The organism is Streptomyces sp. NBC_01352 (assembly GCF_036237295.1).
GTDB lineage: Bacteria > Actinomycetota > Actinomycetes > Streptomycetales > Streptomycetaceae > Streptomyces > Streptomyces plumbiresistens.
In genome coordinates this window covers 1,030,122-1,050,709 of sequence record NZ_CP108354.1, presented here as the reverse complement: position 1 = coordinate 1,050,709, position 20,588 = coordinate 1,030,122, and the positions used below count along the sequence as shown (strand labels likewise).

The window sequence follows — 20,588 nt, the reverse complement described above, 5'->3', positions numbered from 1 at the left end:
GTCTTCACCGCGAGGGAACGGCGTCACACTCCCCAGTCGTCGTTGACGGTGACGGCGTCGGTGATGCGGAAGCGGCCGCCGGGCACCAGGGGCGTGGTGGGCTCACCCATCACGACGACGTGCTTGCCGAACTGAGGGGCCAGCGGTCGGCCGACGTCGCGCTTGAGCCACAGACGCAGCAGGTGCCGGCGGCGCTCCGGTTCCGGGTGGTCGTCGTAGCTGGTGCGCGAGTGCAGTGCGGCGTAGTTGAGCAGCCACTGCACGTCCCCCGGCTGGAAGTCCATGTCGATCGGCAGGCCGGGCTCCTGCGAGATCTCGTCGAAGAGGGTGATGGCCGCGGCCTGATCGGGCGTCAGCTGGGGAACCCCGGGGTACTCCTGGGCACTGAAGATCATCGAGTTGCCCGCGTAGGTGCTGAAGATGCCGTCGACGTGGCTGATGATCGGCGAGGTGTACGTGAGTTCCGGGGAGTCGGGGTCCTGGCGCCGCCAGTCCCAGTGGTAGGTGTCGAAGAGCCGCGCGGCGAGGTCCGGCCGGCGGCGCAGCATCTCGTTGTAGATCGTGGTGCCGCTGACCAGGCTGGAGGCTCCGCCCTCCTTGGCACCGCGCAGGCACATGAGGGCGACGACGTCGGAGCTGTCGGAGTGGAACGGCAGTCGGTCGCGTACGCGGGAGGGCAGCGCACCCTCGTCGGACAGCGTCATGTTCGACGTGGCGATCACGTGGTCGAGCAGGTCACCCCTCTGGTTCTGCCCGATCGGCTGGCCCAGGTGCAGGCCCATGATGAAGAAGATGGCCGCGGCCATGGGGTCGCCGTACTCCTCGGTGCGCAGACCACGCACCAGGATGAAGCCCCGGCCGGCGTCCATCTGGTCGGCGCACTTGTCGTTGAGGGCGCGACAGGCGTCGAGCGGGTAGTCGGCGGCGGTGACGGTGCGCAGGTCGGGGTCGTCGGCGACGAAGCGCCGTCCCAGCTCTTCCAGCTCGGTGCGCTCGGCGTCGCTGAGTACGTGGATCCAGTCGCTGGACTTCGACAGCTCGTCGCCGCGCCAGGCGGACGGTCCGGAGATCGGCTGGAGGCCGACAGTGGTGGTCACGATGCACTCCTCGAAAAAGTGTGGTGGAAAGGCCCGTCGGCGAACACACGACGGATGACGAACGTCGACGGACGACGAACGTTTCGGTCTGGCGGGGGCTCGTCGCGCGGCGACGAACGGCACTCAGAACGGGGTCTGAGGCTCGCCGACAGCCGTGCCGGGGCGCAGCCCCTCCCGGGGCGGGAAGTAGCTGAGCGGCTCGTCGTACGTCCGGCGGCCGGCGCACGACACGAGCAGGACGCCGATCAGAGCGACTGGCCTCATGCTGATCCCGTCCTTTCGAGAAGTGCCTCCACCATAGGAGACGTCCGAGTCTCGGTCAATGGGCGAGATGCCGTCTCGTGATGCAGTACGACTGTGTGCAGCCGTCGCTCAGCGGCCGGCGGCCAGTGCCGCGAGGACGGCGCGGGTGAGGCGGGCGACGTAGGCGTCGTCGGTGGGCCCGCCGACCGCGAGCATCCTGAAGTACAGCGGGGCGCCGAACAGGTCGACGGCCAGGCCCATGTCGATGTCGGGCGGCAGCTCGCCGCGGTCGATCGCCTGGTGCAGCAGCGTCGCCACCGCGGCGCGCCGGGGAGCGAGGACCGCCTCGTGGAGCGCCTCGCTGAGCGAGGGGTTGCGGGCCGACTCGGCCACCAGGTCGGGGATGATCCGGCCGACGAGCGGATGGCTGAGGTCGGCCATGGTGTCCCGGACGAACCGTTCGACATCGTCGTGCAGGGAGCCGGAGTCGGCTGTCGCGGGGAGGTGTTCGGCGGCGGCCTCGGAGACCAGCTCCACCACCATCGCCTCCTTGGAGGGCCAGCGGCGGTAGAGGGCCGCCTTGCCGACGCGGGCCCGGCGGGTCACGGCCTCCATCGACATCCGGGCGAACCCGGTCTCGGCCAGCTCCTCGAACACCGCCCGTCTGATCGTCTCGGTCACGGACTCCCGCAGGACCGCGGAGCCCGTGGCTCTGCGCTCGACGTCGTCGCGGCTGGTCGATTCCACTGCGCGAGATTAGCACCGGACGGAACGGTTGCGTTCCGTCCGGGCCGGGTGTACGTTCCGCGCAGAACGGAACGGACCTGTTCCGTTCCGCCTTGGGAATGGGGGTCCCGGTGACGTTCCTCTTCGACGACGCGGCGTTCGCCTTCCAGGCTCTGCGCACGGCCGGGCACGCCGCCTACGCGGGCGCCGATCTCGGCGAGGTGCTGGCCGTCTGCCGCAACATCCCCGACGGGGACGAGGCGGCCTGGTGCCGGGAGTGGACCGCCGTCGGCGAACGCCTCCACCAGGTGGGTGCCGAGGCGCTCGCGGCCGGCCACCGAGTCAGCGCCCGCGAGGCCCTCCTGCGGGCCTCGAACTACTACCGGACCGCGGACTTCTTCCGTGTGGAGGACCGGGACTCCGACCCCGAGTCGGCCCGCCTGGCCCGGTACTCGCGGCAGGCTTTCGCCCAGGCGGCGAACCTGTTCGACACACCGGTCGTGCCCCTGCGGATCCCCTACGAGGACACGAGCCTCCCGGGATACCTGTTCCTCGCGGACGACACGGGCCGTCGCCGGCCCACCGTGATCCACCACGGCGGCTACGACTCCACCCTGGAGGAGCTGTACTTCATGGTGGCCGGCGGGGCGCTGCGCCGCGGCTACCACGTCCTCGCCTTCGAAGGACCAGGCCAGCAGTCCGTCCGTCGGGAGCAGGGCCTGGTCTTCCGGCCGGACTGGGAACACGTGGTCACCCCCGTGGTGGACCACGCCCTGAGCCGTCGGGAGCTGGACCCTGAGAAGCTCGTGCTGTTCGGCACCAGCTTCGGCGGACTGCTGGCCGCTCGGGCCGCCGCCTTCGAAGGCCGCTTCGCGGCGTGCGTGCTGCACAACGGCGTGTACGACTTCCACCAAGTGCCGCTCCGCGGCCTGCCGCCCCAGCTGGCCGAGTGGGTGACGGACGGCCGGGACGACATGGCCGGGCCCGCGCTGGCCGTCCGCATGGCCGAGAGCATCCAGGCGCGCTGGTTCGTCCGGCACGGTATGTGGGCCTTCGGCGCCAAGACACCCGCCGAGGCGCTGCGCGCCTGCGCGCCGTACCACCTCGACACCGCGGTCGAGCGGGTCACGTGTCCCACACTCGTCCTCGACGCGGAGAACGACGAGGCCTTCCGCGGCGAGCCCCAGCGCGTGCACGACGCCCTGCGCTGCGAGAAGGAACTGATGGTCTTCACCGCCGCCGAAGGGGCCGGCGAACACTGCCAGGAGGGCGCGGCGCTCCGCTTCCACCAGCGGGTCTTCGACTGGCTCGACGAACGTCTGGCCCGCGCATGACCGTCGGAACGGACACCAGGTCGGCCATGGCGGACGGCACCCGCCGCCGGGCCCGCGCCGTCCTGGCCATGCTGGCGCTCTTCATCGTCGTCAACGCCGCCGACAAGGCGGTACTCGGCCTGACCGCGGGCCCCATCAAGGACGACCTCGGGCTCTCCGCCACCGAGTTCGGCCTCATCGCCAGCAGCTTCTACCTCCTGTTCAGCCTCTCGGCCGTGTCGGTCGGCTTCCTCGGCGACCGCATCCGCCCCCGGCCCCTGCTCGCCGTGCTCGCCCTGGTCTGGGCGGTGGCGCAACTGCCGATCCTCCTCCCCGCCACCGGGTTCGGAGCGCTCGTCGCCACCCGGGTGGTGCTCGGTGCGGGCGAGGGGCCGGGCTTCCCGCTGGCCAACTACACGGCGTTCACCTGGTATCCGGAGAAGCGGCGTGCCCTGCCCTCGGCCGTCGTGGTCGCGGGCGGCGCGGGCGGCACCGTCCTGGCCGCCCCGCTGGTCGTCCTGGTCAGCAACACCCTCGGCTGGCGGGCCGCGTTCGGCCTGCTCGGGGCGGCCGGGCTGGTGTGGATGCTGGTCTGGCTGCGGATCGGCGGCGGCGGTCCGTACGCCGCACACCTGGGCCCCGAACCGGCAGGTGACGAAGCGTCGGCACAGCACGTCCCGGCGGTCACCGCCGACGGAGAACGCCCCGCCGTCCCCTTCCGGCGCATCGTCACCACGGGCACCTGGCTAGGGGCGACCTTCGCCACCTTCGCCGTCATGTGGACGCTCTCCTTGGGCTTCGCCTGGCTGCCGCTCTTCCTGGAGGACCAGGCGGGCTTCAGCGACGCGCAGATCAGCGGGATCGTCGGGCTGCCCGCCCTGTCCATGGCCGTCCTCGTCCTCACCGCGGGAGTCGTCGCGCACCGGCTGCTGCGGAAAGGGGTGTCCGCCCGGGTCGCGCAGGGACTGGTCGGCGCGCTGCTGCCACTCGTAGCCGGCGTGTGTCTGCTGCTCGTGACCCGGGCGGATCCCGCCGCTCTGCTGCCGCTGCTGATCGTGGCGTTCTCCGCGGGCAACGGACAGACCCCGCTGACCAACGCGGCGATCGCGGACATCTGCCCGGCCGGCCGGCGCAGCGCCGCCCTGGGACTGTCGTACGCCCTCGCCGCCCTGTCCAGCCTGCTCGCCCCCTATGTCACGGGGCGGATCATCGACGCGGCGCCCACCGAGGCCGTCGGCTACGGCCGGGCCTTCGACCTGGCCGCCTGCCTGCTGATCGCCGGTGCCGTGCTCTCTGCGCTCCTGATCCGGCCCGACCGGGACGCCCTCACCGTGCTCTCCGCACACCCGGCGACGTCCAGCGCGTCCGCCACGCCCCGCGCGTCCCGTGGTGCATCCAGCGCGTCCGGCCCGGACGCGGAGCCCTCAGCGAAGGAGTGACCCCCGATGCCCGTAGACATCGCCGTCGTCCACGGGGCGCGTACCCCGATCGGCCGGTACAAGGGCGCGCTGAGTTCGGCTCCCGCGCACCGGCTGGGCGCCCTCGTGATCCGTGAGGCGGTCGTCCGCGGCGGGCTGGACCTCGGCGCCGTGAACGAGGTCGTCCTCGGCTGCGTGGGCCAGGTGGGCCCCGACGCGTTCAACGCCCGGCGCGCGGCCCTGGCCGCCGGACTGCCGGTGACGACCACCGCGTACAACGTCAACCGGCTGTGCGGGTCCGGCCTGCAGGCCGTCTGGTCGGCCGCGCAGAGCCTCGCCCTCGGCGAGACCGATGTCGTCGTGGCGGGCGGCAACGAGTCGATGACCCGTCAGCCGCTGCTCGACTACAGCGAGCGAGCCCCCGACGAACTACCGGGCAAGCCGACCATCGACGGCACCGTCTCCCTGGTCACCGACCCCTTCGGGCGCTACCCGATGGGCATGACCGGCGAGGTGGTGGCGGACCGGTACACCGTCTCGCGGCAGCGCCAGGACCGGTGGGCCGCCGAGAGCCAGCGCCGGGCCGCCGTCGCCGTGGACGAGGGACGCTTCGAGGAGCAGATCGTGCCCGTGGCGACCCCGGGCGGTGTCGTCGAGCGGGACGAGCATCCCCGGCCCGGCACCACGCTGGAGAAGCTGGCCGGGCTGGCTCCCGTGTTCTCGCAGAACGGCACCATCACCGCGGGGAACTCCGCCGGCATCAACGACGGTGCCGCCGCCGTGCTGCTCATGCGCTCGGCCGATCTCAGCTCCGGCTTCGCACCGCTGTGCCGGCTGCGCGACGCGGTCGTCACCGCGCTGGAGCCGGAGATCATGGGCGTCGCACCGGCCGACGCGATCCACCGCCTGCTGCGTCGCAACGGCCTCACGCTCGACGAGATCGACGTCATCGAACTCAACGAGGCGTTCGCGGCCCAGGTCCTGGCCGTCATGGACGGACTCAAGCTCGATCCGGACCGCGTCAATCCGAACGGCGGGGCGATCGCCCTGGGCCATCCCATCGGCGCCACGGGCACCGTCCTGTTGCTCAAGGCGGCCCACGAACTGCGCCGGACCGGCGGCCGGCTGGCCGTGATCGCCCTGTGCATCGGCGGCGGCCAGGGCATCGCCGCACTGATCGAGAACCCGGGCGGGACCCGATGAACGCGTACGTCTGGGACCCCACGCCGGAGTTCACCGAACACGGCAACATCGCGGCCTTCTGCCGCAGGCACGGCATCGACGGTGGCTACCGCGCACTGCAGGCCAGGTCCGCCGCCGACCCCCCGTGGTTCTGGGAGCGCGCCCTGCCGGACATCGGCATCGTCTGGCACACGCCGCCGACGCGCGTGTGCGACGACACCGGGGGCATCGCCTTCACCCGCTGGTTCCCGGGCGGACGCACCAACCTCGTGGACTCCTGTCTCCACCGTCATCGGCGGCAAGGGCGCGGGCAGGCTCCCGCACTGCGTTGGGAACGGGAGGACGGCAGCAGGGGAGTCCTCACCTACGACGAGGTCGCCGCCCGCAGCGCCCGGGTGGCGGGCGGACTGCGCGCCCTCGGGGTCGTGGAGGGCGACCGGGTGGCCGGGTACCTGCCGCCCGGTCCCGAGGCCTTCGTGCTCCTGTTCGCCTGCGCGCACATCGGCGCCGTGCTGGTGCCGCTGTTCTCCGGCTTCGGCGCCGAGGCGATCGCCGTACGGCTCGTCGACGCCGGGGCGAGAGTCCTGGTCACCGCGGCGGCCGTCACCCGGCACGGACGTAGGCACGACATGCAGACGGTGGCCCGTACGGCCCTGGAGAAGGCCACGTGCGTCCGTCGACTCGTCGTCGTTCCCGAGGAGCCCGGCACGCCACGGGACGCCTCGGAGTCATGGCCCTCCCGGGCAGGCGACGTGTCGCAGGACGAGCCGACCGCCCCGCCGGGTCCCACGACGACGACCTGGCACCGGCTCGCCGACGCCGAGCCCGCCGAGACCGTCTCCCTCCCCGCCGACGCCCCCTTCCTCCTGCTGCACACCTCGGGCACCACCGGCCGCCCCAAGGGCGCGATCCACACCCACGGCGGCTTCCCGGCCCAGGTCGGCAGCGAGACCCGGTACAACCTCGACCTGCGGCCGGACGACGTGGCCTGCTGGGTCACCGACCCCGGCTGGATCATGTTCCCGCTCGTCGCCGTGGGCGCCACCCTCGCCGGCGCGAGCGTCCTGGCGTACGAGGGCGCCATCGACCACCCGGACGTCACCCGCCTGTGGCGGCTGCTCGACGACCATCGGGTCACCGTCTTCGGCAGCTCGCCCAGCCTGTCCCGCATGCTGATGGGCCGCGACCCGCAACACCCGGCCGCACCGTCCCGGCTGCGCCTCCTCGCTTCCACCGGCGAACCGTGGACCGAGGCGGCATGGCGTTGGTATTTCGCCGACTTCGGCGGCAAACGCTGCCCGGTGATCAACATCTGCGGCGGCACCGAGGTCGGCGGATCCCTGCTCGCCTCCGCGCCCACCCTGCCTCAGTCGCCGTGCGGCTTCTCGGGCCCCTGCCTGGGCGTCGACGCGGCGATCGAGGACGACCAGGGCGCCGAGCCGCCCGAGGGACAGGTCGGCGAGCTGGTCGTACGGCGTTCCTGGCCGGGCATGACCCGGGGGCTGTGGCGGGCGCGTGAACGCTTCGCCCACACCTACTTCGGCCGCAGGCCGGGCCGCTGGTCCCACGGCGACCTCGTCTCGCGGACCGGCGAGGAGTGGTTCGTCCACGGCCGCCTCGACGACGTCATCAAGGTGGCCGGCAAACGCCTCGGACCCGCCGAGGCCGAGGACGCCGTCGTCGGTGACCCCGCCGTCGCCGAGGCGGCCGCCGTCGGCATACCGCACCCCGTCAAGGGCGAGGCACTGTGGTGCTTCGCTGTCCCGGCCGCCGGACGCACCCTCGGCGCACCGGAGGCCGAGCGGATCCGCGCACGGGTGGCCGACGCGCTCGGCGCCGCCTTTCGGCCCGGCCGGGTGGTCGCCGTACCGGAGCTGCCCAGGACCCGCAACGGCAAGGTGATGCGGCGGCTCATCCGCAGCCTCGTCACCGGCGAGGCACCCGGCGACCTGTCCACGCTCGTCAACCCGGCGTGCCTCGACGCGATCCGTACCGCCCTGCAGGACCAGTGACAGCGGGCAACCCGCCCACGGACCAAGGGAGTTCCATGCCGACGATCGACATCCTCCTGCCCGGCTTCGCCATCGACACCGACCAGGGCTATCCCGCCTTCTGCGGGGTGTTCCTGGTACGCGGCCCGGACGCCGCCGGACGGGACCGGAACATCCTGGTCGACGCTGCCCACGTCGGCCGCCGCCCCTTCCTGTGGAACGCGCTCGCCGTACACGGCCTCGACGCCGAGGACATCGACACCGTCGTCCTCACCCACGCCCACTGGGACCACGTCCAGAACATCGACCTGTTCCCGCAGGCCACCCTGATCCTCCACCCCGACGAGCGCCGGTACGCGCACACGCCGCACGCCAACGACTGGGCCACCCCCGCCTGGACGGGGCTGCTCCTCGAACAACTCCCCGTCCGCGAGGTCACGGACGGGGAGGAGATCATCCCGGGAGTGGACGTCATCGCACTTCCCGGCCACTCGCCCGGCAGCATCGGCGTGATCGTGCAGACCGAGCGGGGACGGGCCACCATCACCGGCGACGCCCTGCACTTCGCGTACGTCGCCCGCACCAAACGCAACCCCCTGGTCTTCTGGGACGCCGACCAGGCCGCCCGCAGCATCGAGCGGGTCCTGACCGTGTCCGACGTCATCTACCCGGGCCACGACCGGCCGTTCCGGCTCGCCTCGGACGGCGACATCGACTACCTGGAGCCCTTCGCGCTCACCCTGACCGGACTGCGGCCCCACACCCGGGGGCTCCATTTCGCCGACGCCTCGTCACGGCCGCTGTGGGTCATGCCGGGAGTCCAGGAGCAGCGCACGCGCTACGAGAAGAACGCCGACGAGATCCAACGCCGCATCAGCCGGGTCCCGAAGGTGGTGCGCCCGGATCCGCGAGAAGCCGGGCCAGCGAAGGACTGAGCCGGTCGAAGAACGGGTCGGGCTCCTGGCGGGGGAAGAAGTGACCGCCGGGGACGGTCGTCATGCGGAAGCTGTGCGCGTACCGCCCCCAGGCCCGCATCGCGTCCGGGGCCACGAGCGGGTCGTCGGCGCCCGCGAAGGCCTCGACACGGAGCGGCAGCCGGGCCCCCCCGTCGTCCGGGTCCGGCAGCCCGGCGCGCCGGTGGGTCGCGCAGATGCGCAGGTCGTCGCGGAGGATGGGCAGCAACACCCGCAGCCAGTCGTCCCGTCCGAGGAACTGCGGACTCAGACCGCCGAAGTCCACCAGCAGACGGGCCAGTTCACGGTCGTCGTACCGGTCGGCCGACGGCAGTGTCGACGACACGTGCGGCGCCGCGTACGCCCCGAGGAACAAGGCCTCGGGAGGGCGGCCCCCCTCCCGCAGCCGGGCCGCCGTCAGCGCGAAGGCCACCATCGCGCCCATGCTGTGGCCGTAGGCGGCCCAGGGCTCCTCGTCGAGCCGGGGCCCGAGCTCGCGCCCGAGAGCCTCGACGGCCTCGCCCGCGTCCTGGAAGCGGGGCTCGCGGTAGCGTGCCTCGCGGCCTGGCAACTGCACCGGCAGCACGTCGACATCCGAGGGCAGGCGGGCGGGCCACGTGTTGTAGAACGAGGCGCCGCCGCCCGCGTGATGGAAGCAGAACAGCCTGAGCCGGGCGTCCTCGCGGGGCGCCCGGCCGAGGCAGGACACCGCGGCCGTGGTGGTCATGCAGGGGCTCCGGCCGACGTGCCGGCGAGGCGGCGGCGGGCGCGCAGGACCCGTACCCGGGCCGAGGCGGCCCGGCGTACGCCGTTCGCCGTGCCGGCCATGCGCAGCGCCTGCGACAGCAGCCACAGCCGGGTCTCGGCCGCCTGCTCGGGCCGGGTGCCGAGGGCGTCGTTCTCCACCAGGCGCAGGTGCGGAACGGTCCGCTCCAGCAACCGGCCGTCGGACGGCGGCGCGACCTCGTCGTCGCGGCTCGCGGCGTACGCGACCGAGGTACGCAGCCGGGCGAGCTCCGCCTCGTCCATGCCCCAGTCGGCGAGAGCGGCCGGGAGCCGGTCCACCGGCGTCCGCATCACATGCGACAGGGTCTGCGTCATCAGGCGGGGCAGCGGCGTGTGGTTGGCGGCGCGGAGGAAGAGGTCGCGCACCGGGGCCCCGGCGAGGGCCAGTCCCCGGATGCGGTCGTCCTCCAGCGCGTGCCGCAGGGCGAGATGCCCGCCGAAGCTCAGGCCCACGACGCAGGTGCGGGAGGCGTCGGCGGCGCGGCCGAGCAGGTCGACGAGATGGATGAGCATGCGCGTGCTGTCCGTTCCGTAGGTGAGGGTGTTCTCGCCGACGCCGGGCAGTTCCGTGACCACGACGGCCGCGCCGAGCCGGTCGGCTCCGGCGAGCACCGGGGCCCACTGCTCCTTCGTACTGGTGACGCCGCCCAGGACGAGGATGAGCGGGAGCCTGCTGCGCTGGGACAGCCCGGCGGCCCAGCAGGCGAAGCCCGCCCCGTCGAAGGGCAGATCGAGCCGGGAGATGCCGCGGACTCGTTTGCGCCAGCGGTCGAAGGCCTCCACACCGCCGGTCTGTGCCGCCTGCCGGGCGGGCCCGTCGACGTACGGGAAGCGGGCCATCGTGTAGTAGCGGACCGCGTCCAGATCGCGGCCGCGGGCCTCGGCCGCCTTGGCGAGCGACGACCACTCGCGGGTCCAGCCGCCGGGGTCCTCGCCCTCGGCGTCCTCAGTGACGTTCCGCAGCACCCGGTGGACGACATCGCCGGGGACGCCCTGGGCGTACGCGTGGGGGAGGGCGAACCTCCGCAACTCGGTCATGGGGATCATCGGGCCGTTCCCTTCTCTTCGAAGACGCGGGCCTCTTCCGGGACGACGGACGCGCCGTTGGGCTTTGGCCCGTCCCCACCGCCGGTGACGAGGCGGGCGAGGCCGGCCCGCATCCGCCTGCCGAGGCCGGGGGAGAGGACGATGTCCAGCCGGGTGTCGAGGAACAGGGCGTGGAAGTGCAGGCAGGCCTCGGGTTCGGCGGATACGGACGCGGGATCGGCCTGGGACGTGGTCACCGGCCCATCACCACCTCGTACATCTGGCGGAACGTCCGGGTCTCCAGCAGGTCGACCACCGGGATGGGCCGGCCGACGAGGTTCTCCACGACGGTCACCAGCCGCAGGAGGAGCACCGAGTCCCAGTCGGGGAAGTCGTCCAGGGGCCGGTCGAGGTCCTCGGCCCGGACGGGCAGGCCGAGTTCCTCCTCCAGGAGGGTGCGGAACTCTTCGGCGTCGGAGAGGGCGGTGGTCATGTGGGGTCTCCGTCGAACGGCCCGAACGCGGCCTGCAGCCGCAGATGGGCGGGGGCGGGGGTGATGTCGCCGAGGTCGTGCCGGAAGGCGACGGCGTCGGGATGGTCCGGGTCGGTGCCGGTGACGGCGAAGCCGTTCTCGGCGTAGAACGAGGCGAAGGCGGAGTTGCGGGGCGAGGGCACGAAGCGGCCCGTCACGGCGTTCGCGCCGATGTCCCGGGCGAACTCCAGCACCGCCGCCACGCAGGCGCTCTCGATGCCCCGGGAGAACACCCGGCAGCTGAGGACGAAGTTGTCGATGCGGAGCACTTCTTTGTCGCGCCGCAGGAACAGGGCGCCGACCAGGCCGTGGTCGCCGAACCGGTCGCGCGCCCGCACCGCCAGCACGTACTCTCCGGGACGCTCCATCCGTTCCGCCACCTGGGGGATCTGAAGGCGTTCGGTGGCCAGGTGGAACTGGTTGGTGCGCAGCGTCAGCTGGGAGACCCGGGCGAGCTCCGACTCCTTGGGCGGGTGCACGACGACCTCGAGTCCGAGTCCTTCGAGGTAGTCCTGGTAGGAGCCGAAGTCCTCGCGGAACTCCTGCCGCAGGGCCTCGGTGCGGTAGCGGCCGGCCCGCTCCAGGTCGGCCTCGGTGAGCTCGAACAGGTCGAACCAGCCGTCGGCGAGCAGCGCCGAGGGGTGCAGGGCGGGCTCCTCGTCCACCCTCACCACGGCGACCTCGGGCAACTGCTCGGCGACCAGCCCGCACTCGAAGAGGCTGTCGTCGACGAAGACGAAGCTGTCCAGGCCGAGCCCGAGCCGGTCGGCGATGTCGCGGAGATTGTCGTGCTTGGCCTTCCAGTTGGCGTTGACGCGGACGAAGTCGTCCTCGCGCAGCACCATGGCCGGATGGGTGCGCAGCGTCTCGCGCACCGTGTCCGTGTCGTTCTTGCTGCTGACCGCCAGCAGCACGCCCTGCGCGCCGAGTTGCCCGATCACCCGCTGGAACTCCTGGAAGGCCTCGCCTCTGAGACCGGCGCCGAGTTCGACGCCGCCGGCTCCGTCCTCGCCGAGGACCCCGCCCCACAGCGTCCCGTCCAGATCCAGCACCAGGCACTTGCGGGTGCGGCCCAGGCGGGCGCGGACGACGTGGGCGGCTTCCCGGGCGTAGGCGGCCAGCAGCGCGTCGGACAGCCGGGCCCGGGCGTACTGCGCGGTGCGGGGATCCCACGCGGGAACCCCCTCCGCCAGCAGCGGATCGAGGTCCACGGTGACCACTCCCGGGTGCTGCTCGGCAAGGGACAGCAGCCCGCGGTTGAGGTCCCGCCACACGGCGCCGAGCCGGGCGCGGGAACGCAGGTCGACCAGCTGGTGCGTGTGACGCCGGTGCAGCGGCACGGTGTTGAGGACGAGCAGGCCCCGCCCGGCCTGCTGGTGGGTGCGCACGGCACCGGCGACGAGCGAGAGCCGGGCCCGTGCCGCGGCCTCGACGTCCTCGACCCGCCAGGGCACGGTGACGTCGTCGAACACCATGTGCGCGTCGAGCAGGCAGAGCGTGAGCCGGGGCTGGTCGTCGCCGGCCGCCGCGGGCCGCATCAGATCCTGCAGATACGAGCCGTACGGTGCGACCTTCGCCTCCAACAGCAGTCCGTGGCGGGCCAGTTCCGCGGTCAGGGGGGCCACCACCGGCGCCACCGTGGAGTGGCCGGTGAGCGCGACGGTGACCACCGGCACGTCCGCGTGGCGGCACACCTCCTCGGGATCGAGCCGGGCCAGCAGCTGGCCGGCGGCCGGCAGGTCGGCCGCGGGCATGCGCGCCAGCAGGGCCGGTACCCGCGCGTACTCGGCGGCGAGCGTGCCCGCCCGGCGCAGGGCGCGCAGGGCGCCGAGAGCCTGCGCGTCGTGCCAGGCGCCGGACGCACCGAGGGTGTGGCTCTCGGTCTCGGTCATGACCGCTCCAGCGCGATACCGGACTTGATCCACTTGCTGGACTCGATGGCGACCGCGATCGCGCGCCCGGGACCGTCCCACTGCCGCAGCAGCTCGGCGAGCTGGAGGAACGGCAGGGCGTTGCCGTTGTTGCCGACGGTGCGCACCACGTTGACGCGGCGGGCGTCCGGGGCGGGCATGCCCGCGGAAATACGGTCGCTCATCCGGCCTGAGAGCTGCGGGGGCAGCAGGAAGTCCACCGCGTCGGCGCCCCAGCCGAGGTCGTCCAAGAGCTCCCAGAACATCTGCCCGGCCATGACCGGCACCGCCTCCTCGATCGCCTTGTAGTCCTCGAAGACCGCCGTGCGGTCGCTGTGCCGGTCGCCGAGTCCGAACCAGTCGATGACCTGGCCGGGTGCCCGGCCCAGGCCCACCAGCCGGTTGAGCACCTGCCGGATCTCGATGCCCTCGCCCATGGCCTCGGTGCTGAGGACGGCCGCCCCGGCCCCGTCGCCGAACAGCACGTAGTTGACGAGTTCGGCGGAGGTACGGCTGCCCGGGTCGAAGTCCGTCTCCAGATGCTTGGCGCACACGTCGCCGCCGATCACCAGCACGGTGGCGCAGCGCCCGGCCAGCAGCAGGGTGCGGGCCACGTCCAGGGCCTGAACGGCACCGGCGCAGCCGGACTGGAGCTGGTAGGTGGGCACGTTGTCGATGCCGAGCCGGTCCGCGACCAGGTTCACCGTGGCGGGCATCAGATGGTCCGGGGTGGCGGTGCCCATGACGATGCCGTCAACGTCGCCAGGCTCCAGGCCGGCCTCCGCCAGCGCCCGGTCGGCGGCGGTCGTCGCGATGTCGGCCAGGCTGTGCCGGACCTGGCCGGTCGCCAGGTCGACGGCGAAGTACCGGCTGGTGTTGCCGATGAACATCTCGGCCCAGGTCTCGTCGACGCCGACGAGCTTGGCCAGGGTCGCGTTGTCCACCGGGTCCCCGGGCAGGCAGGTGCCGACCGAGGCCAGGTACGCGGTGGGAGGCGCCATCAGCGTGTTCCTTCCGGAGTCGCGGGTACGGGGGTGGCGGAGCTGTCGTCGAGTTGGCCGCGCAGGTAGCCGACGAGGTCGGCCACGGTGCGCAGGCTGGCGAGCAGGTCCTCGATCGGGAGCGGTCCGAGCCGCGGCAGCGCGTCCTCGATCCGGGTCTTCAGCTCCATGACCCGGATCGAGTCGAAGCCCAGGTCTTCGTGGAGCCGGTCGTGGTCGTGCACCTGTGCCGGGTCGTGCCCGCCGACCCGGCACACCAGACGCCGGGTCAGGGCGGCGAGGGAGTCGGGCAGCTCCCCCGCCGGTGCCGGCGGGGACGACTCCGCGAGGTCCGCGCCACTCGGTGCCGCCGTGGTGTCAGCGCCAGGGGGGACGGACGACGCGGACGGTTCCACGAGCCTCGGGGCGGTGCCCGAACGCCAGGAGCGGAACGACTCGTCGAACAGGTACGGCGGCAGCCGACGGGGCACCCGGTCCGCATCGGCGTACAGCAGGTCCCAGTCCGGGGTGAGACCGGCGCACCACAGCTCCCCGAACAACTCCTGGGGACGGTGTCCCGGGGCGTGCTCGCCCGGGTGCGCGCTGTGCAGGCTCACGGCATGGTCCCCGTCCGCCCGCAGCCGCGACAGCAGCGGGGTGAGCACCGCGCGCGGACCGATCTCCACCACATGGGTGACACCCGCGTCGAGGAGCGCGCCCGCGGCCTCGGCGAACCGGACCGGGTCGGTGATCTGCCGCGCCCAGTAGTCGGCGTCCATGGTCTCCTCCCCGCTCAGCTCACGGCCGTGGACCGTCGAGAACACCGGAAGGGCCGGCCGCCGGTCGGACGCGTCCGCGCACTCCCGGCGGAACTCCTCGACCACGGGCCGCATCAGCGGCGAGTGGAAGGCATGGGAGACGGTGAGCCGCCGCACGAGCGCCTTGCGTCCGGCCAACTCGGCTTCCACTGCGGCCAGTTCGCCCAGGTCGCCGGAGATCACCGTGCTGCGCGGGCCGTTGACCGCGGCCACGCCGAGGCGTTCCCGCCCCGCCAGCAGCGGTTCCACCTCGGCCGCGGCCAGGCCCACCGCGAGCATCCCGCCGTCCTCGGGGAGCTTCTCCATCAGCGCCCCGCGCCGGGCGATCAGCCGCGCCGCGTCCGCCACGTCCAGCGCCCCGGCCGCGCACGCGGCGGCGAACTCGCCGATGCTGTGCCCGATCACGTACGACGGCCTGATCCCGGCCTCGGTCAGGGTGGCGGCCATCGCGTACCCGACGGCGAACAGCGCGGGCTGGGCCAGCCGCGCGCGCTGGATCTCCGCGTCGCCGTCGAGTATCAGGTCGCGCACGGACACTCCGGTGTGCGGGGCGATCAGCCGGTCGATCTCGTCGAGGTGGCGCGCGTAGGCCGGGCACGACCGGTACCAGGACGCGGTCATACGAGGGTGCTGGGCGCCCTGGCCCGTGAAGGCGAACGCCACCGACGGCGCCCCACGCCGCCCGCCGTCCTCCCGCGCGGTCTCCTCGGCGTGCTCCGCGGCCTTGCGCAGCCCGGCGACCAGCGTGGGCAGATCGCCCGCGGCCACGGCCGCCCGGTGCGGCAGCCGGGACTTGACGCGGTTGCTGGTCCAGCACGCTTGCGCCAGCTGGTTCCCGGGACGGCGGGCCAGGGCATCGGCCTGCGCCAGCAGATTCGCCCGCAGCCGCTGCGGGGTGCGGGCCGAGACCGTGAACACGCCCGGCGCCGCGGACCTGCCGCGGTGGACCGCGCGGGGCGCGGAGGCCAGCACCGCGTGCGCGTTGCTGCCGCCCATGCCGAAACTGCTCACCGCGGCGTGCACGGTGCCGGACGGCAGCTTGAGCGGCGACCTCAGCAGGGACAGCCGCCGCCCGGCCAGGTCCAGCCTCGGGTTCTCGTCGTCCGCGAACCGGCTCGGCGGTACCGTGCGGTGGTGCAGCGCGAGGACGGCCTTGATGAGCCCGGCGATCCCGGCCGCGCCCTCCGCGTGCCCGAAGTTGCTCTTGACCGAGCCCAGCGCGACGCTGCCGCCGCTGCGGCCACTGGTCAGCTCACCGAGCGCCTGGGCCTCGATGAAGTCGCCGAGCAGGGTGCCGGTGCCGTGCGCCTCCACGAAGCGGACGTCGTCGGCGGTGACGCCGGCCCGCCGCCACACGGACTCGATCAGCTGCTGCTGCGCCCAGCGGTTGGGCGCCGTGATGCCGTTGCTGCGCCCGTCCTGGTTGGTCCCGGTCTCCTTCAGCACGGCGTACACCGGCTGACGGTCCGCCAGGGCGTCGCTCAGCCTGCGCAGCACCAGCACCGCCACGCCCTCGGCCCGGCCGATCCCGTCGGCCGAGGCGCTGAACGGTTTGCAGCGGCCGTCCGGTGCCGACAGGCCTGCCTGGTTGTAGAAGATGTTGATGACCGGCGTCATGATCAGGTTCGTGCCGGCGGCGAGGGCGTGGTCGCACTCTTTGGCGCGCAGCGCGTTCACCGCGAGGTGGACGGCGACGAGCGAGGAGGAGCAGGCCGTGTCCACCGCGAGGCTGGGGCCCTTGAGGTCGAGGTGGTACGAGACGCGGTTGGCGCCCATGAAGTAGCCGTTGCCCAAGCCGTGGCGGGCGGTGATCCGGTCGTAGTCGGCGAGTTGCAGGAACGCCCACTCGTTGGCCATCACGCCGACGAACACGCCGGTGTCGGTGCCGGCCAGGTCCTGCGGGGCGAGCGCGGCGTCCTCGACGGCCCGCCACGCGCACTGCAGCAGCAGCCGTTGCTGCGGGTCCATGGCGGCGGCCTCCCGCGGCGCGATCCCGAAGAAGCCGGGGTCGAAGGCGTCGGGGTCGGCGATGAAGCCGCCGCGCACCGTGTTGCTGCGGCCCGGCGGCCGGGCCTCCTGGGCGCTGTGCGGTGAAACGGCGTGGTAGCGGTCCGCGTCCCAGCGCTGTTCGGGCACGCGGCCCGTGCCGTCGCGTCCGTCCATGAGGAGCGACCAGTACTCCTGGGCGTCGCGGGCGCCGGGGAAGCGGCAGTCGAGGCCGACGACCGCGATGGGTTCACGCTCGGTCATGAGGGGGCCTCGTCGTGCTTCGCCTTGTCGGCCAGGCGTTCGGCGAGGTGACCGGTGATCGCGTGGACGGTCGGGAAGTCGTACGCGATGGTGGGCGCGACCGGGAGCCGGTAGCGCTCCTCGATCTCGCCGCAGATGCTGATGGCCGCGACCGAGTCGATGCCGTAGTCGGCGAGCGGGGTGTCGGGGTCGACCTCGTCGGGCGCCCGGTGCAGGTGGAAGGCCACCCGTTCGGTCAGCCACAGGTCGAGGTCGGGAACGTTCCCGTGCGGCACGGAACGCTCCACAGGCCGGCGGGCCGGGGCGGTGTGCGTGGTGGGGGCGATGCTCATGGCCTGCTTCTCTCTCGGGACTCGGACTCGGACTCGGACGGCGGTTGTCAGTGGCGGGGGACGACGGCGGCGGTGGGCCGGGGCGCCGCGTCCGTGGCGGGCAGCAGGGCGGCGACCGCGGGTTCCAGGCGCTGGTGGAGCACGGGCAGGCCGCCGTCGAGGAAGAGCTGCCGCATGAGCGTGCGCTGCGTCTTGCCGCTGGTGGTCTTGCGGATCACCCCGGGCCGGACGAGCACCACGTTCACCGCGGGCAGCTGGAACTGGCGGCTGAGCAGTGCCTGCACGGAGGCGGCAAGGGGAGCGAGGGTCTCCTCGTCACCGGTCGCCTGGGGCCTGAGCTCCTGCACCACGACGACGTGGGTGCGGTCGGACGCCTCGTCGGTGACGCCGAACACCGCGCCGCCGCCGCGCCGGAACGCGTCTCCCGACTCCTGGACGGCCTGCTCGATGTCCTGCGGGTAGAGGTTGCGGCCGTGCTGGATGAGCATCTCCTTGATCCGCCCGGTGACATAGAGCTCTTCGTCGAGCAGGGCCCCGAGGTCGCCGGTGCGGAAGTATCCGGCCCGGCCGTCCGCCGTCGCCGCCTGGAAGGTGCGGGCGGTGAGTTCGCGCCGGTTCCAGTAGCCGACGGCCACCGACGGTCCGCGCAGCCAGATCTCGCCGACCTGCCCGTCGGGCAGTACCCGCAGGGTCATCGGGTCCACGATCAGGACCTCGGTGTCCTTCGGGCGGCCGCAGCCGACCAGGGTGCGGCTCGGGTGGTCGGCGCGGGCGGGCCGCAGCTCGTCCTGCTCCAGGGCCCGGGCGTCGACGCTGAGTTCCACGGGCGGCGCGTCGGGGTCGTTGCCGGACACCAGCAGGGTGTTCTCGGCCAGGCCGTAGCAGGGCAGCAGGGCCTCGGGGCGCAGTCCGTTGCCGGCGAAGCGCCGGACGAAGACGCGCAGGGTGTCGGCGCGCACCGGCTCGGCCCCGTTGAGAGCCACCCGCAGGCTGGACAGGTCCAGGTCGGCCGACTGCTCCTCGGAGACCCGCCGGACGCACAGCTCGTAGCCGAAGTTGGGCGAGGCGGTGCCCTCCACCCGGTAGTCGTGGATCATGCGCAGCCAGCGGGCCGGCTGTTTGACGAACGAGATCGGTGACATCTGCACACTGGTGCCGCCCACCCACAAGGGGTGCAGCGTCATGCCGATGAGCCCCATGTCGTGGTAGAGCGGCAGCCAGCTGCCCGCCACGACACCCTGCGGCGTCTTCATGGCGGAGCGGATGGCCTCCTGGTTGGCGGCGAGGTTGGCGTGCGTGATCATCACGCCCTTGGGTTCGCTGGTGGAGCCGGAGCTGTACTGGAGGAAGGCCACGTCGGTGCCGCCCACCCGGGGCGGGGTCCACAGGCCGGCGTCGGCCCCGTCGGCCTCGCCGTCCTCGTCCGCGCCGGTCGCCAGGCACATCACGTCCTGCTCCCCGGAGGCGGCCAGCCAGGCGCCGATCGCCTGCCGGTATGCGGGCAGGGTCAGTACGGCGCCCACCTTGGCGTCCTGCAGGATGCTGCTGACCCGGGCCAGTCGTTCGCCGGGTTCGTCGGGCAGCGGGGCCGGAATGGCCGTACGGCCGGCGTAGAAGCAGCCCAGGAAGGCGGTGACGAAGTCCAGCGTCGGTGGGTAGAGCAGCAGGACCGGGCGGGAAGGGTCGCCGCCCTTGGTCGCGTGGCGCAGCCGGGCGGCCACGACGCGGGCCCGCCGGTCCAGTTCCGCGTAACTGAGCTCCTCGGGCCGCATCCCCAGGCCGTCCTCGTGCAGGTACACGAAGGCGGCACGGTCGGGATGCCGGTCCACGCCGGCTCGTACGGCGTCCGTCAACGTTCGGGGGTCAGGCTGGTGCGGCACAGGCTGTCCTTTCCGCGGTCGGTGACCGGTGCGGCATGGAACCTTTCGGGAGGCACCGAGTGCCACCCGGTGACCTCAGCCTTGGGGTGCCGTGAAAAGGAGACGTAAAGCGAAAATTGGTGCGCACGTCACGGGTTCGGGGTTCTTCGGACGGCCGTCGCCCCAGCGGATACAACGGTGGGTACACGGAGCGGCACATTCGGTGCTGGCACGCAGTGCCTGACGGCGACGTGAAGGAGGCCGATGGTGGATCCGGACGTCCGAGCCGACGGGGAGTCGGTCCCCGGGGGCTCCCTGCCTGTGGGGCGGGTGCCCGCGGCGGGCCGGCACGCGGTCCGTGAGGCCGTACTGCGGCACGGTTACGCGGTCTGCCACGGCCGCCTGGACGAGTGGGGAGAAGGGGGAGGGGAGACGGTTTCGGTCGCGCGTGAAGTGCTCGGCCCGGACTGGCCGCGCTACCGCACCGCACGCGAACCCCTCGTACGAGCACGGCTGTTGGGCTCCCGGCTGCTGTTGCGGCACGTGGTGGCGGCCGTGGCCGGCACCGAGCCCGGCCGGGTCGTGGTGGGCCGTGACGGCAACGGGCGGCCGGTCCTGCACCGGCCCGCCGGGCTGGACGTGGGCATCAGTCACACGGCCGGAATGCTGGTGGTCGGCGTCGCCCGCGGTCGCCGGATCGGCGTGGACGTGGAGGCGTCGGACCGCCCTCTGCTGGCACCCGGACTCGCCGAGAAGTTCTGTCATCCGGAGGAACTGGCGGAACTGAGCGGACTGCCGCCGGCCGAGCGGAACCTGAGACTGGTCCGCCTGTGGACGCTGAAGGAGGCCTACACAAAGGCACTCGGCGTCGGTCTGGCACACGACTTCTCCAGCCTGCGGCTGCGGCCCGAGCCGCGGGGCGAGGGCTGGCGACTGGACCGAACAACAGGCGGCTGGCACTTGCGCTGCGAACAGGTCGGCCGCTTCCTCGTCGCCGGCGCACTGGGCCCGGAGCGCGGGTGGGCCGACGGGGCGCCGTGACCGTGGGACGGTTCCTCGGCAACGCGCCGGACGCAAGGGCGGCGGCAGGTCGTCAGGGTCTTTCGGCTGCGGAGTTGTGTGCGCGGGCGCGCTGGGTCCGGAGGGGGCGCGCTGTGACCGTGGGACGGCTC

General features: G+C 72.8%; 18 protein-coding genes. 6 read left to right on the top strand and 12 right to left on the bottom strand.

The genetic code is table 11. The annotated features are described in order from the left end of the window. Positions 1-23: 23 nt before the first annotated feature. From OG252_RS05130 to OG252_RS05120, 3 genes are all read right to left on the bottom strand, one after another. Positions 24-1,097 (bottom strand): TauD/TfdA family dioxygenase, encoded by a 1,074-nt coding sequence (locus tag OG252_RS05130; RefSeq protein ID WP_329334063.1) that lies wholly within the window; start codon positions 1,095-1,097, stop codon positions 24-26. Between the two features lie 123 nt (positions 1,098-1,220). Then, positions 1,221-1,361: a hypothetical protein gene (locus tag OG252_RS05125; RefSeq protein ID WP_157857388.1), complete on the bottom strand. Its 141-nt coding sequence runs from the start codon at positions 1,359-1,361 to the stop codon at positions 1,221-1,223. Between the two features lie 108 nt (positions 1,362-1,469). Next, positions 1,470-2,087 carry a TetR/AcrR family transcriptional regulator gene (locus OG252_RS05120; protein ID WP_266451661.1) on the bottom strand — a complete coding sequence of 206 codons (618 nt, stop codon included), beginning with the start codon at positions 2,085-2,087 and terminating at the stop codon, positions 1,470-1,472. Positions 2,088-2,197: 110 nt separating this feature from the next. On the opposite strand from OG252_RS05120, the gene OG252_RS05115 reads away from it, so the two are divergent. Genes OG252_RS05115 through OG252_RS05095 form a run of 5 tightly spaced genes read left to right on the top strand, consistent with a single transcriptional unit; the run spans position 2,198 to position 8,905 of the window. After that, positions 2,198-3,400 carry an alpha/beta fold hydrolase gene (locus tag OG252_RS05115; RefSeq protein WP_329334057.1) on the top strand — a complete coding sequence of 401 codons (1,203 nt, stop codon included), beginning with the start codon at positions 2,198-2,200 and terminating at the stop codon, positions 3,398-3,400. After that, positions 3,397-4,818 carry an MFS transporter gene (locus OG252_RS05110; RefSeq protein ID WP_329334055.1) on the top strand — a complete coding sequence of 474 codons (1,422 nt, stop codon included), beginning with the start codon at positions 3,397-3,399 and terminating at the stop codon, positions 4,816-4,818. The genes OG252_RS05115 and OG252_RS05110 overlap by 4 nt, the downstream gene beginning before the upstream one ends. A 6-nt stretch (positions 4,819-4,824) precedes the next feature. Continuing rightward, positions 4,825-6,000 carry a thiolase family protein gene (locus tag OG252_RS05105; protein ID WP_329334053.1) on the top strand — a complete coding sequence of 392 codons (1,176 nt, stop codon included), beginning with the start codon at positions 4,825-4,827 and terminating at the stop codon, positions 5,998-6,000. Then, positions 5,997-7,991 (top strand): AMP-binding protein, encoded by a 1,995-nt coding sequence (locus OG252_RS05100; protein WP_329334051.1) that lies wholly within the window; start codon positions 5,997-5,999, stop codon positions 7,989-7,991. The genes OG252_RS05105 and OG252_RS05100 overlap by 4 nt, the downstream gene beginning before the upstream one ends. Positions 7,992-8,026: 35 nt before the next feature. Then, positions 8,027-8,905, top strand: a complete 879-nt coding sequence (locus OG252_RS05095) for an MBL fold metallo-hydrolase (protein ID WP_329334049.1) — start codon at positions 8,027-8,029, stop codon at positions 8,903-8,905. On the opposite strand, the gene OG252_RS05090 is transcribed toward OG252_RS05095, so the two are convergent. Genes OG252_RS05090 through OG252_RS05050 form a run of 9 tightly spaced genes read right to left on the bottom strand, consistent with a single transcriptional unit; the run spans position 8,844 to position 19,437 of the window. Next, complete coding sequence (locus tag OG252_RS05090; RefSeq protein WP_329334048.1) at positions 8,844-9,650, bottom strand: thioesterase II family protein; 807 nt, start codon at positions 9,648-9,650, stop codon at positions 8,844-8,846. The genes OG252_RS05095 and OG252_RS05090 overlap by 62 nt on opposite strands. Next, a complete protein-coding gene (locus tag OG252_RS05085) occupies positions 9,647-10,756 on the bottom strand; it encodes an alpha/beta fold hydrolase (protein WP_329334046.1) in 1,110 nt (369 codons plus the stop codon). Before OG252_RS05085 ends, OG252_RS05090 begins: the two co-directional genes overlap by 4 nt. Continuing rightward, the gene (locus tag OG252_RS05080) at positions 10,753-10,992 is read right to left on the bottom strand and encodes a hypothetical protein (protein ID WP_329334044.1); all 240 of its coding nucleotides are present in this window, start codon (positions 10,990-10,992) and stop codon (positions 10,753-10,755) included. Before OG252_RS05080 ends, OG252_RS05085 begins: the two co-directional genes overlap by 4 nt. Beyond that, a complete protein-coding gene (locus OG252_RS05075) occupies positions 10,989-11,228 on the bottom strand; it encodes a phosphopantetheine-binding protein (protein ID WP_266451670.1) in 240 nt (79 codons plus the stop codon). Before OG252_RS05075 ends, OG252_RS05080 begins: the two co-directional genes overlap by 4 nt. Continuing rightward, a complete protein-coding gene (locus tag OG252_RS05070; RefSeq protein ID WP_329334042.1) occupies positions 11,225-13,159 on the bottom strand; it encodes an HAD-IIIC family phosphatase in 1,935 nt (644 codons plus the stop codon). Before OG252_RS05070 ends, OG252_RS05075 begins: the two co-directional genes overlap by 4 nt. Beyond that, positions 13,156-14,178, bottom strand: coding sequence for a 3-oxoacyl-ACP synthase III family protein (locus tag OG252_RS05065; protein ID WP_329334040.1), 1,023 nt, complete (start codon positions 14,176-14,178; stop codon positions 13,156-13,158). Before OG252_RS05065 ends, OG252_RS05070 begins: the two co-directional genes overlap by 4 nt. Beyond that, on the bottom strand, positions 14,178-17,225 hold the full coding sequence (locus OG252_RS05060) for a type I polyketide synthase (protein WP_329334039.1): 3,048 nt from the start codon (positions 17,223-17,225) through the stop codon (positions 14,178-14,180). The genes OG252_RS05065 and OG252_RS05060 overlap by 1 nt, the downstream gene beginning before the upstream one ends. Then, a complete protein-coding gene (locus OG252_RS05055; protein WP_266451674.1) occupies positions 17,222-17,557 on the bottom strand; it encodes an acyl carrier protein in 336 nt (111 codons plus the stop codon). The genes OG252_RS05060 and OG252_RS05055 overlap by 4 nt, the downstream gene beginning before the upstream one ends. Before the next feature lie 47 nt (positions 17,558-17,604). Beyond that, positions 17,605-19,437 (bottom strand): fatty acyl-AMP ligase, encoded by a 1,833-nt coding sequence (locus OG252_RS05050; RefSeq protein WP_329334036.1) that lies wholly within the window; start codon positions 19,435-19,437, stop codon positions 17,605-17,607. 243 nt (positions 19,438-19,680) lie between these two features. Here OG252_RS05050 and OG252_RS05045 point away from each other — a divergent pair, with 243 nt between their 5' ends. Next, positions 19,681-20,457, top strand: a complete 777-nt coding sequence (locus tag OG252_RS05045; RefSeq protein WP_329334033.1) for a 4'-phosphopantetheinyl transferase family protein — start codon at positions 19,681-19,683, stop codon at positions 20,455-20,457. Positions 20,458-20,588 lie beyond the last annotated feature (131 nt).